Annotated in this window: 7 protein-coding genes and 1 pseudogene; 4 read left to right on the forward strand and 4 right to left on the reverse strand. The window is 74.1% G+C overall.

Annotated elements, in window-relative coordinates:
• Positions 1-177 (reverse strand): annotated as a pseudogene (locus D7294_RS26585) (ABC transporter ATP-binding protein); the annotation flags it as partial.
• Between the two features lie 448 nt (positions 178-625).
• Here D7294_RS26585 and D7294_RS26590 point away from each other — a divergent pair.
• The 4 genes from D7294_RS26590 to D7294_RS26605 all read left to right on the forward strand — a co-directional run bounded on the left by D7294_RS26590 (position 626) and on the right by D7294_RS26605 (position 6,287).
• Positions 626-1,759 (forward strand): acyltransferase family protein, encoded by a 1,134-nt coding sequence (locus D7294_RS26590; protein WP_158674698.1) that lies wholly within the window; start codon positions 626-628, stop codon positions 1,757-1,759.
• Positions 1,760-1,808: 49 nt separating this feature from the next.
• Positions 1,809-4,469 (forward strand): glycosyltransferase family 4 protein, encoded by a 2,661-nt coding sequence (locus D7294_RS26595; protein WP_147450914.1) that lies wholly within the window; start codon positions 1,809-1,811, stop codon positions 4,467-4,469.
• 166 nt (positions 4,470-4,635) lie between these two features.
• Positions 4,636-5,307: a SurA N-terminal domain-containing protein gene (locus D7294_RS26600; RefSeq protein WP_158674699.1), complete on the forward strand. Its 672-nt coding sequence runs from the start codon at positions 4,636-4,638 to the stop codon at positions 5,305-5,307.
• Positions 5,304-6,287: a nucleoside triphosphate pyrophosphohydrolase gene (locus tag D7294_RS26605; protein WP_120684200.1), complete on the forward strand. Its 984-nt coding sequence runs from the start codon at positions 5,304-5,306 to the stop codon at positions 6,285-6,287. Before D7294_RS26600 ends, D7294_RS26605 begins: the two co-directional genes overlap by 4 nt.
• Before the next feature lie 191 nt (positions 6,288-6,478).
• On the opposite strand, the gene D7294_RS26610 is transcribed toward D7294_RS26605, so the two are convergent.
• The 3 genes from D7294_RS26610 to D7294_RS33890 all read right to left on the reverse strand — a co-directional run bounded on the left by D7294_RS26610 (position 6,479) and on the right by D7294_RS33890 (position 12,014).
• Complete coding sequence (locus D7294_RS26610) at positions 6,479-8,497, reverse strand: M3 family metallopeptidase (protein WP_120684202.1); 2,019 nt, start codon at positions 8,495-8,497, stop codon at positions 6,479-6,481.
• Between the two features lie 11 nt (positions 8,498-8,508).
• Positions 8,509-10,731, reverse strand: coding sequence for a polysaccharide pyruvyl transferase family protein (locus D7294_RS26615; protein ID WP_120684204.1), 2,223 nt, complete (start codon positions 10,729-10,731; stop codon positions 8,509-8,511).
• Positions 10,732-11,033: 302 nt separating this feature from the next.
• Positions 11,034-12,014, reverse strand: coding sequence for an SUKH-3 domain-containing protein (locus D7294_RS33890; RefSeq protein ID WP_158674700.1), 981 nt, complete (start codon positions 12,012-12,014; stop codon positions 11,034-11,036).
• Positions 12,015-12,074: the final 60 nt, after the last annotated feature.

Raw genomic sequence — 12,074 nt, forward strand, 5'->3', positions numbered from 1 at the left:
CGAGGGGCCCATGATCGCGGTGAACACCCCCCGCTCGATGTCCACGGAGACCCCGTCCAGGGCCACCACCCTGGTCTCGCCCTCCCCATACGCCTTCACCACACCCTCGGCCCGCGCAGCCACGGCCGAGTGCCCTCCGCTGCCCCCGGTCTTCGGATTCGCCACAGCCGTCGTCACGTTGCTCTCCTCCTGGCTTCCAGCCACTGCGAGACGCCCGATCTGTCCGATCGGCGCTTCCTGGGTCTTCCCGTCGACGTAGAGACTAGAGAGGTGGTCCCCTCCTCCTCGTCGCCCCCTGGGAGGAACCCACCCCCGACGGCGTAGGCGGGAAGTCGCACGTGCCCCTAGGGGTCGGCCCGGCCCGCCCCTGAGAAATTCATCGGGCGTTCACTCTCGCGCTGCGCCCGGGCCACATTTTCTGCGCACAATTGAGCGGTCCCACATGCCCCGACGCAACCCCGGCCTGGCTGCCGTTTGCCCCCCATTCCCTGCATTCCCCTCGTTCCCCTCGTTTCAGGTTTCCGTTCCTCGTGACCTACGCTCATCGGCCAAGGCTCGACAAGAAGTACGGAGTTAGGCGCGATGAAAGACGTAAGGTGCTGAGAAGGTGCTGAGTCTGCAACGCTTGAAGAGGGGCCCCGCGGAACGCCCCCGAGGACGCGAGGGCCAGACGAAGACCAAGCCGCGAGATCCACTGTGGGAAAACGTCAGGTACGTCTCCGCCACCTGCGTCCTCATCGGCCATTTCATCACCCCCCTGCGCGACCAGTACGCCGGCATGCACTGGCTCTACAACGCCACCTGGCACCTGGGAGTTCCCGCCTTCGCGCTGATATCGGGCCGGTTCAGCAGCGCGCTTCCGCTGACGGCGCGCTCGGCCCAGCGGCTGATTCAGGGCATTCTGCTGCCGTACCTCGCGGTCTCCCTGCTCACCTCGCTGCAGATCTGGCTCCTGGGCGGCTCCTGGAATTTCTTCGTCGTCGAGCCGGTGGCGACGCTGTGGTTCCTGCTCTCGCTCATCTTCTGGAAGATCGCCCTCCCCTATGCGGTGACGCTGCGCCACCCGTTGACGGTCTCGGTGCTGGCCGCGCTCGCCGTCGGCTTCGCCGAGGACGTGGGCTTCGCGTTCTCCGCCTCGCAAACCGTCACGTTCTTCCCGTTCTTCTACATCGGCTACCTCATCGGGCAGGGCGGCTGGCAGCGGCGGGCCGTCGAGGCCGTGCCGCGCTGGGCCGCGGCCTGCGTCACCGTGGCGCTCTTCGGCGGCGCCTGGCTCGCCGACGACCGTCTCGAACCGGTGTGGCTGGCCATGAAGCGCCCCTACAGCCAGGACTCCTACGACCTGATGTGGGGCGTTCCGGTGCGCGCCGCGGTCCTGGTCTGGGGCGTTCTGGCGACGGTGGCCCTCATCCGCCTGGTTCCGCGCCGTCGGGTACCGTTCATGACGACGCTCGGCACCGCGGGGTTGTACATCTACGTGCTTCACCCCCTTGTTCTCAGGCAGCTGTACCACGTTGATTTCTTCCGGCACCTCAACACCTCCACGGAGGCGGTCGAGTGGCTCCTGGTGGCGATCATCACGGCCGCACTGCTTGGTTCCCCCCCGGTACAAATGATCGCAAGGCCCTTTGTGCAGCCCCGCGCCCGCTGGCTCTTCCGCGCCACGGAACAGGACCGGCCGCGGGAGGCGCCGGCGTCGGATCAGGTCTTCCCCCCGAAGGCCGGCAAGGCCACGGCGCCGGAAAGACAGCCCATCTGAAAACCTGCGGCATCCTGCACCTACTGGACTGGGAAGAACTGGGAAGAAAATGCACATCGCAGTGTTCGTCGAGAACCGGAACGGCGTTGATCTGACCCGGCGGATCATGGCCGCCCCGGAGTCGGAGAAACACAGCTTCTCCGTATTCACCGCGGATGTGAACGGCGAGGTGGCCCGCTGGACACTGGCCGAGGCCGCCGCCGGCGGCGAGGAGTTCCCGGTCCGCAACCTCTTCGAGGTCGGCGAGGCGATGAGCGACGACGAGTTCGGCCAGGAGCTGCGGGTGCGGGCCGCCGCGTTCGCCGCCGAGGAGCAGGTCGAGCGGGTCATCCTCTTCAACGACCAGTCCCGGCGTGGCCGCAGGGTGACCGAGGCGCTCAACGAGCGGCTGCCGGTGGTCCTGGTCCAGGACGGCCACCTCGACTTCCACTACAAGAAGCTGGCGGCCGGACAGCGCGACCAGAACTGGTACTACGGGGCCTCCCGCCCCGCCGCCGTCTGCGTCTGGGGCCCGGCGATGGCCCAGCACGTCGGCTTCCGCACCTCGGAGCCGGGACCGCGGGTGCACATCACCGGCGGCCTCGGCCACAGCGACGACCCCGAGTTGCTGACCGTGGCCCGCTCCGGCGTGCACCGCACCGCCCGCGAGGCCGACGCGCCGCTGCGGATCGTCATCCTCGACCAGCCCCTGGGCGACCAGGGCAAGATGCCGCGGCCGGAACACCGCGCGCAGCTGACCGAGATGGTCGAGTCCCTGCGCGCCTACGGCGAGATCGACGTCAAGCCGCACCCCTCCACCCAGCCCGCCCACCTGACCTGGCTGGCCACCGGCCTGCCCGGGGTCACCCTCCTCGACGCCGAGCGGCTGCTGGACGCCGAGGGGCTCGCCGCCTACGACCTGGCCATCACCTTCTTCTCCACCACCTACCTGCAGACGCTGCGCGCCGGGGTGCCGCTGGTCCTGTACAACCCCAAGGCCCTCAACATCGTCTTCCCGACTATCCACCACCCGCTGCTGCGCAACGCCGGGACCACCGAGGAGCTGGCCGCGGTGGCGCTGCGGCTGAAGAAGTCCCGCAAGTTCCTCGCCAACCAGCACGGCGCCCCCATCGAGCACTTCCTCGCCTTCAAGGACGACGTGGCGGGCGAGATCATGCGCGTGGTGGAGGAGGCGGAGCCGAGCCCGCCGCCCTCGGCCGAGACCGCCGCCCCGGCCGGCGCCTCCGCGGGGGCCGGCGCCGCGGCCGGCGGCTCGCTGGCGGAGCGCGCGCTGCGCGAGGTGGAGCGCCGGGCCTCAAGGCCAGGCACGCTGGCCGTCGTCGGCGTGAGCTTCTCCTACATCACCGGCGTCGCGGTCCCCGTGCTCACCTACACGCAGGCCCTGATCGCGCAGAGCCCCGTCGACGTCCACTACTTCGACCTGGCCGCCTTCCCGCAGCCGGAGCACGCGGCCGAGGCGCTGGCCGACGCCGAGATCATCCTCATCAACAGCCTCGCCCCCTTCTGGCGTTCGCCCATCGCCAACGCCCTGGTCGAGGCGCTGGTCGACGCCGGGTGCACGGTCATGCTGTACGCGCACGAGACGGAGTACGTCTTCAACTACGAGGCGGAGCGCTCCGCCGAGCGGCACCTGGAGATGCTGAAGCTGCTGCCGCGGCTGACCGTGCTGTGCGTGTCCAAGGCGCAGGCCGACATGTTCCGCCAGCTGGGCGTGACCGACCCGATCGTGATCTACAACACCGTCCCGCGCGACATCCACCGCGCCCGCGCCTCGGCCACGGTCGGCGAACGGCCGCGGATGATCATGGTGGGCACGGTGCAGGACCGCAAGGGCGTGGACCTGTTCTCCCGGGTGGCCGAGCTGGCGCACGCCCGCGGCCTGCCCTGGCGCTTCAGCTGGGTCGGCTGGAAGACGCCGCGGATCGCGCAGAAGACCCTGCTCTCCGACCGGGTGGAGTGGATGGGGGCGCTCTCCCGCGACCGGGTGCGCGAGGAACTCGCCGCCTCCGACGTCTTCTTCCTCTCCAGCGTGGACGACCCGATGCCGCTCTCGGTCGTCGAGGCCGTGCAGCACCGGCTGCGGATCGCCACCTTCCACCGGGTCGGCTCCCGCGAGGTCCTGGACGGCGTGCGCGGCTACCGGGCCTACACCGAGTACACCCCGGAGGCCGCGTTCGAGGCGCTGCGGGCCGTGCTCGCCGAGGAGGTCGACGAGGAGCGGTACCGGGAGGTGGAGGAGCTGTTCGACATCCCGGCCTTCAGCGCCAGGATGTCCGCGGCGCTCTCCCTGCCCGCGCCGGGCGCGACGGTGGCGCACGACGCCGAGGAGGCGCGGCACCGGTTCTCGGTCGCGCTGGAGCAGAACGTCGCCTACCGCACCGACGAGTTCCGCGAGCACATGAGCGCGGGCCGCGAGGAGAACGCCTTCCGGGTGGGCCGGGAGATCCTGCGCCGCGCCACCCACTCCACGGATGTGCTGGTGGGCATGGCGGAGATCCACGCCAGGCACGGGCGGGTCAAGGAGGCGCTGAGCATGCTGGGCGGCGCGGCCTGCGTCGGCGGGCAGCGCTCGCGGGTCTGGATGGAGATCGCCAGGGTCGCGGAGATGCTCGGCGGGGAGGGCAGGTCCCTGCACCGCTTCGCCCGCCGGGAGGCGCTGCGCATCCGGGTGCGCAACCGGGCCTCGCGGCTCGGCGGCACGGACTCCTGACCCGGCACCGGCTCCTGCCCCGGCGCGGGCCGCCTGCCGGGGGGCCGTCGGCTCCGCGGCGGGGCGTGCGGAGGTCACCGCGCGCCGCCTGCTGCGCCGAGCCTGGCCTTCGGAGGGCGGGCTGCTTAAGATCGTACGACCACCGACAGACCATGGGAGTTCCCAGGTGAAGCGTCGAACGTCCGCAGCGTCCGTAGCCGCCGCTGCCGCCGCAACTGCCGCCCTGCTCCTGTCCGGCTGCTCCTCGGACAACCATCCGGGCGCCGCGGCCGTGGTGGGCGGCGAGCGAATCTCGCTGGCCTCCGTCCAGGCCCAGGTGGAGGCCGTACGCGCCGCCCAGCGTGCCCAGCCGAACGGCGACCAGCTCCTCTCCGGCTCGGGCGACCTCACCCGGCAGACCGTCAACTTCCTGGTGTACGAGGAGGTTCTGGAGCGGGCCGCCGCCGACCACGGCGTGCGGGTCTCCCGGCGCGCCGTGCAGGAGGCGCGGGACGCCACCGAGCAGTCCCTCGGCGGGGCCGAGGCGCTGCGGCAGGTGGCGCTGGCCCCCCAGTCCGGGCTCCCGGTGGCCGGGGACGAGCAGATCGACAGGATGCTGCGCAGCCAGCTGCTGTACTCGGGCCTGGCCCAGCGCCTGGGCCCCGCGGGCGACCCGCAGACCGCCCAGCAGCGCCTGATCGAGGCCCTGACCGACACGGCGAACGAGATCGGCGTGGACGTCAACCCCCGCTACGGCGCCTGGGACGCGGAGAACATCACGCTGGCCGAGGCCGACGAGCCGTGGCTGCGGGCGGAGGAGCAGGCCCAGGCCGGGGGCCCGGTTACGCTCGACGGGTGAGCGAATCCGACCGCGCGGAACCCGGCCGTATCGTCCTGCTGACCACCAGCCACCGGGTCGCGCCCGGCATGCTGTCCTGGCCCGCCTGGCAGGTGCTGCGCGCGGCCGGGACGGTGCTGTGCAAGGACCCCGCACACCCGCAGCTGCCGTACGTCCGCGAGGCCGGCGTCGCCGTCCGCGTCGCCGAGCCGCGGGCGGCGGAGCTGGTGGCCGCCGCCGCGGGCGGCCGCACGGCCGTGGTGCTGGCCGGCGCGGAGGGCGAGCCGGGGCTGACGGAGGAGTTCGCCGCCCTGGCCGGCTCGGGCCGCGCCGCCCTGCCCGACCTGGAGCTGCTGCCGGGCGCCTACGACCTCCCGGGCGCCAGGCTGCTCGACCTCGTCCAGGTCATGGACCGCATCCGGGCCGCGTGCCCCTGGGCCTCGGTCCAGACCAGCGAGGGCCTGGCCAGGTTCGGCATCGAGGAGATGTACGAGCTGGTGGAGGCGATCGAGGCCGGGGACCGCACGGAACTCCTGGAGGAGCTCGGCGACGTGCTGCTCCAGGTCGTCTTCCACGCCAGGATCGCCGAGGAGGCCGAGGAGCCCTTCGGCATCGACGAGGTCGCCGCCGGGATCGTCGCCAAGCTGATCCGCCGGCATCCGCACGTCTTCGGCGACGCCCGGGCCGAGACCGCGGAGGACGTCCACGCGCTGTGGCTGCGCACCAAGGCGGCCGAGAAGGAGCGGACCTCGGTCACCGACGGGGTGCCCCTGGGGCAGCCCGGGCTCGCGCTCGCCGCGAAGCTGGCCGGCCGGGCGCGGGCGGCCGGCCTTCGGGTGCCGCTGCCAGGCGACCCGCAGGACCCGGCCGACTTCGGGCACCGCCTGCTCGCGCTGGCCGCCGAGGCGGAGGCGGCGGGCGTCGACCCGGATACGGCGCTGCGCGCCACGGCCCGCGCCTACCGCGCGCAGATCCGCGCCGAGGAGTCCCCCGGCGCCTAGCGCCCCGCGTGTTCCCCTCCCCCGGCGTCTGGGGCGCCCCTCCCCCGCGCCGCGCGCCGCACCGCGCCCCCGCCCGGCCCCCACGGCCGTCCCACGGGGCCGCCCCGCCGCGGCCGGGCGCCGGGGAGGGCCCGCGCGGGGACGGCGCGGGCGCGTTGCGGACCGGCCGGGGCGGCGGCGGGCCGGGCGGCTCAGGCGAGGAGGCCGCGGCGGGCGAGGAGGGGCTCGATCTCGGGGTCGCGGCCGACGACCGCGCGGAAGGCGCCGAGGGAGTCGACGCTGCCGCCCTTGCTCAGCAGCTCCCGGCGGAAGATCTCCCCGCTCTCCCGCACGCTCAGCCCGTTCTCCTTGAACCAGCGCACGGTGTCCGCGTCCAGCACCTCGGCCCAGCAGTAGCCGTAGTAGCCGGCGGCGTAGTCGTTGGTGAAGATGTGCGCGAAGTAGCCCGTGCGGTAGCGCGGCGGGATGGCGGGCAGCGCCAGGCCGTAGCGCTCCAGGGCCGCCGCCTCGAACTCCTCGGCCTCGCCCGGGTCCTGCCCCGCGGGCAGGGTGTGCCAGGCCCAGTCGAGCAGCGCGGCGCCCAGGTACTCGACCAGCCGGAAGCCCTCGCCGAAGTTCTCCGCCTCCCGCAGCCGCGCCGGGAGCTCCGGCGGCATCGGCTCCCCGGTGAGGTGGTGCCTGGCGTAGTGGGCGAGCACCTCGGGCCAGTCCGCCCACATCTCGTTGACCTGGGAGGGGAACTCCACGAAGTCGCGCGGGACGCCGGTGCCCGACAGCAGCGGGTAGCGCACGTCGGAGAACAGGCCGTGCAGCGCGTGCCCGAACTCGTGGAAGAGGGTGGTCACCTCGTCCCAGGTCAGCAGCACCGGCTCGCCGGCCGGCGGCTTGGCGATGTTGAGGTTGTTGACCACCACGGGCCGCTGCCCGAGCAGCCGCGACTGGGAGACCAGCTCGTTCATCCAGGCGCCGCCCCGCTTGGACTCCCGGGCGAAGAAGTCCCCGATGTACAGGCCGAGCGGCCCGCCGTCGGCGTCGTGCACCTCGAAGACCCTGGCGTCCTCGTGGTAGGCGAGGAGGTCGGGGCGCTCGGTGAAGGTGATGCCGTAGACCAGCCCCGCGGCGTGGAAGACGCCGTCGCGCAGCACCCGCTCCAGCTCCAGGTACGGGCGCAGGTCGGCGGCGTCCAGGGCGAAGCGCTCCTTGCGGACCCGCTCGGAGTAGAACTGCCAGTCCGAGGCGCGGATTTCGGCCACGCCCGCGGCCTCGGCCAGCGCCTCGCCCTCCCGCCTGGCGTTGGCGACGGCCGGGGTGACGAGGCGGTGGAGCATCGCCTCGACGGCCTCGGTGGTGCCCGCGGTCTGGTCGGCGACCTGCCAGGCGGCGTGGTTGGGGTGGCCGAGCAGGGCGGCGCGCTCGGCGCGCAGCCTGGCCAGGGCGACGGCGATGCGGCCGTTCTCCGGCAGGCCGCGGCCGAGGGAGGCGGCCAGCAGGCGCTCGCGCAGGGCCGGGTCGGTGAGGGCGGCCAGCTCGGTCTGGTTGGAGAAGTTCTTGAGGCTGAGGACGTACGCGCCGTCGTGGCCCAGGGCCTTGGCGTTCTCCGCGGCGGCGGCCACCTGGTCGGCGGGCAGCCCCGCCAGGTCCTCCGGCCGGTCGAGGACCAGGGCCGCGGCGGCGGTGGCGGCGCGCAGGTTGCGGGTGAACTCGGCGCTCAGGGTGGCGATCTCGGCGTTCAGCTCGCGCAGCCGCCGCTGCTGTTCGGCGCCGAGCAGCGCGCCGGCGCGGACCCGCAGGGTGTGGTGCCGCTCCAGCAGCCGCAGCTGCTCGGCGTCGAGGCCGAGTTCCTCGCGCCGCCGGTACAGCTCGTCGATGCGGGCGAAGAGGGCCGCGTCCAGGAGCAGCGCGTCCTCGTGGGCGGCCAGGCGGGGCGCGATCTCGGCCTCCAGGGCCTCGGTCGCCTCGTCGGCGTCGGAGGACGCCTTGTTGAAGAACACGCGCCGCACCCGGTCGAGGATCGCGCCGCTGCGTTCGAGGGCCTCCAGCGTGTTCTCGAAGGTGGGCGGGTCGGGGTTGGCGCCTATGGCCGCCACCTCGGCCAGCTCGTCGGCCATGCCGCGTTCGAAGGCGGGCAGGAAGTGCTCGTGCCTGAGGCGCGCGAAGGGAGGCAGCTCGTAGGGCAGCTCGCTCGGCTCGAAGAATGGGTTCGACGTCACGTGGCCAGAATCTACGCCCCGCCTCCCACCCCGGGTCCAGCCCCGGGCGCCTCCCCCCCAAAGAGCCGGGACAGCTCGGCGGCGTTCTCGCGGGTGACGCGGAGCAGCGCCTCCTGCCGCTCCAGGACGTCGGCGACCGCGGCGGCCTGGTCGTTGAGCAGCCACCAGGCGCGCTCGGTGAGCTCGGCGGCCAGGTCGGGGGCGTGCACCGAGACGCCCCACTCCTCGCGGTCGAGGTCGGCGAGGAAATAGGCCAGTTTGGGGTGGGAGACCAGGCTCAGGGCGGGCGTGCCGCAGCCGAAGGGGATCATCGTCGCGTGCCCGCGCATGCCGATCACCAGGCGGGCCCTGCGGTAGACGTCGAGGAGGCGGTCGTTGGGCAGGTCGTAGAGCTGCTCCACGGGCAGGGTCAGGCCGTGCTCGCGGCGCAGGTCGTGCACGAAGGTCTCGTCGGAGGGGGCGTGCGCGGCGTACCTGACCTCGCTGTGGGCGCGCAGGGTGCGGACGGCGCGGGCCATCTGGCCGAGGAAGTGGCCGTAGTCGTGGCCGAAGCGCAGCCCGGCCCGGTCGTAGGCGCAGTTGAGGAGCACGACGTCGGCGCGGTCGGCGGGGGCGGGATCGCGCCAGCCCGGGATCAGGTGCCGGATGACGGTGGTGGGGCAGGGCTGGTAGCGGACCCGGCCGGCCAGCTCGGCGGGCAGCAGCTCGCGGACCCGGTCGGCCGAGCCGCGGTTGCGCAGGCCGAAGAACGCGGCGCGCTCGGCCAGGGTGCGCAGGCTGCCGGCGAGCCTGGTGCGGGAGAAGTGCTGGCCCTCGAAGAGGTTGAAGCCGACGGCGAAGACGGCCAGCGGCACGGTGATCCGGCGCAGCGCCGCGTCGGGCACGTTCCACTGCCAGCCGCTGTTGCCGTTGGGCCAGGTGTCGGGCAGGAACAGGCCGCCGCCGCCGACCAGCACGCCGCGCCTGGCGTTCAGCCGCTCCAGGAGGGCGTCGTCGACCAGCCGGTGCACGGGAACCGAGTGCCAGCGCGCGGGCCCGGTTTCTGCGCCGAAGCAGCGGCGCACCGCCTCGGGCAGCAGCTTGTCGCCCGAGTTCTCCTGGCCCTCCGCGTACAGCGCCACGTGGGCCACCTGGGCGGCCGGGTCGCCGGCTTCCCCGGCCCCGGCCGAGGCGCGCGCGTACATGGCACGGCAGCCGGCGTCCGTGGGGTCGGCGTCCAGGCCCTGGGCGGCGTGGCGGCGGGCCTTCTCGTTCTCGCCGTGCAGCCAGGCGAGCCGGGAGAGCTGGGCGAAGGCGCGGGGGGCGACGACGGGGTGGGCGGTGGCGAGCAGCAGGTGGGTCTCGGCCTCGGGGTAGCGGGAGAGGGCGAGCAGGGCGCTGCCCAGGGCCTCGTGGTTGCGGGCCCGCCGCGGGTCGCCGGCGGCGGGCGTGAGCACCTCCACGGCCTCCTCGTAGCGGCCGAGCTGGTGCAGGGCGGAGCCGGCGACGCGGGCGAGTCCCGCCGCGTCCACGCGCTTGCCGGCGCGGGTGGTGATCGGGCCGCCCTCGCGCAGCAGCGGCAGCGCGCAGTGCAGCAGCAGCTCGGGGGCCTTGCGTCCGGGCAGCGCGCAGTAGGCGGCGTAGAACTCGCGGTCGCTCAGCTCCGCCACCCCGGCGAGCGCGCCGTGGCCCGCCTCGCCCGCCGCCGGCGTCCCCGACCCGTCCGCCCCGTCCTCGGGGGCGCCTGGTCCTGCGGGTCCTGCGGCGCCTTCCCGGCCCGGGGCCGGGGCTCCCGCGGGGTCGTTCCCCGGGTCCGCTGCGGGGCCCGCCCGGCCGGCCGGGCGGTAGGGGACGAAGGGGGCGCGGGTGCGCAGCAGCGGGCCGATGTCCTCCGCGATCACCGCGTCGGCGGGCAGCCCGATGATGGTGTCGTAGTCGTCGAACGCGGCATCCCCGGCGAACGCGGTGAGTGCGGCGAACGCGGCCTGCCCGGGGAGGGGCGCGAACCCCGGCGTGCGCGGGGCGGGTTCGGCCGCGCCGTCCGCTGCCGGCGCCGCCTTGCGCGGGACGATCCTGGGGTGCAGGCGCCGCGCGGGCTCGAACGCGGCGTCGGCCAGCCCGCCGTGCAGCAGGAGGAAGTCCTCGCAGACGGCCGGGTTCGTCAGCGCCAGGCTGCGCAGCAGCACGAGCAGCCGGGGCAGCCGGTCCTCGTCCACGTGAGCCGCGAACGCGATCCGGCGCTTGCCCTGCTTCATTCCGTCTCCTTGTTGCCCGCGGTGCCCTCGGCGCCGCCCGACCCCCGGTGCCCTCGGGCGCCTCGCCGGCCGCCGTGGCCCGCCGCGGGCGCCTCGCCGGCCGCTCCGGCCGCGAGCCGAGTGCACGACTCTGCCGCAGGGTCAGTACGGGTCCGGTAATGTCCGGGCACCCTTCAGGTGAACATCCGGTGCCCTGGAGGGGACATCGCGTGACGGCGCGGCGCGCGCCCCACCACGCGCGCCCTCGCCGGCGCCGCCCGGGCCCGCCGGGCCACCGGGATCACCGGGCCACCGGGCCCGCCTCAGTCCTCCTCCGGCGCCTCAAGCCGCTGCGGGCTCCGGCCGGTCAGCAGGGTCGTGAGGCCGCTGATCACGTCGGGGCCCAGGTACCAGTCGCCGGTGTGGTCCACGCAGTACAGCCGGCCCTCCTGGTCGAGGGAGATGAGGGCCGTGCCGCCGAGCTCCTGGCCGAGCGGGCACAGCCGGGTGCCCAGCGCCTGGCCGAGGTCGTCGAGGGTGCGGGCCCAGTGCAGGCCGAGCAGCGGGTCGACGACCACCGTGCTCGGCGCGTGGTGCAGGCCGGGCCCCGTCGGGCGCAGGATGAGGCTGCCCAGCTCCGCCCAGGTCTCGAACGCCGCGGGGAACAGCGAGTGCGGGTGGCCCTGCGGCGAGCGGTGCGCGCTGAGCGCGTCGGCCCACTCCTCGGCCATCGCGACGTGCCGGCGGCCCGGCTCCCAGCCGGCCGCCGCGAAGACCTCCTCCACGGTGCCCACCGCCCAGGGCGCCCCGGCCGCGGGCCCCGAGTCGGCCGGGGGCTCGACGGGCGAGCCGGTGGAGGGCACCCCGAGCCTGGCGATGAGGACGGCGCAGGAGCCGCAGTGCGGCGCGAAGGTGCCGTGCTGCGGGTCGCCGTCCTCGCGGATGTGCCGGATGGTGAGGCCGGCCTCGGCGAGCGCGTGCCGCGCCGCGCCGAGCGTGTCCGCCTCCACCTCGGCGAGGAAGCGGGAGAGCAGCGCGGCCTCGGGGCAGCGGCCGAGGTGCCGCTCGCGCTGGGCCGTGCCGAGGTTCTCGAAGATCTCGCGCACGACGGGGTGCAGGACCGGTGCCTCGCCGGCGCGGCTGGCGGTGGCGGTGAGCGCGCCGCGGCCGGGGACGGAGAGCGCCGCCGCGGTGGTGGGCAGGATGCCGTCGCGGCGGTGAAGCAGCGTGGGGGCTTGGGGCGTTGAGCCGCCCCGGTGGGCGCCCGGTTCGCCGGGCTCCCAGCCGTGGGTATCCGTTATCACGAGGACGATCGTGCCACCGACTCCTCGACCCCATAGGCTGTCCCGAACAGCGTGATGAAT

The sequence above is a fragment of the Streptomyces hoynatensis genome (assembly GCF_003626535.1).
Classification (GTDB): domain Bacteria; phylum Actinomycetota; class Actinomycetes; order Streptomycetales; family Streptomycetaceae; genus Streptomyces; species Streptomyces hoynatensis.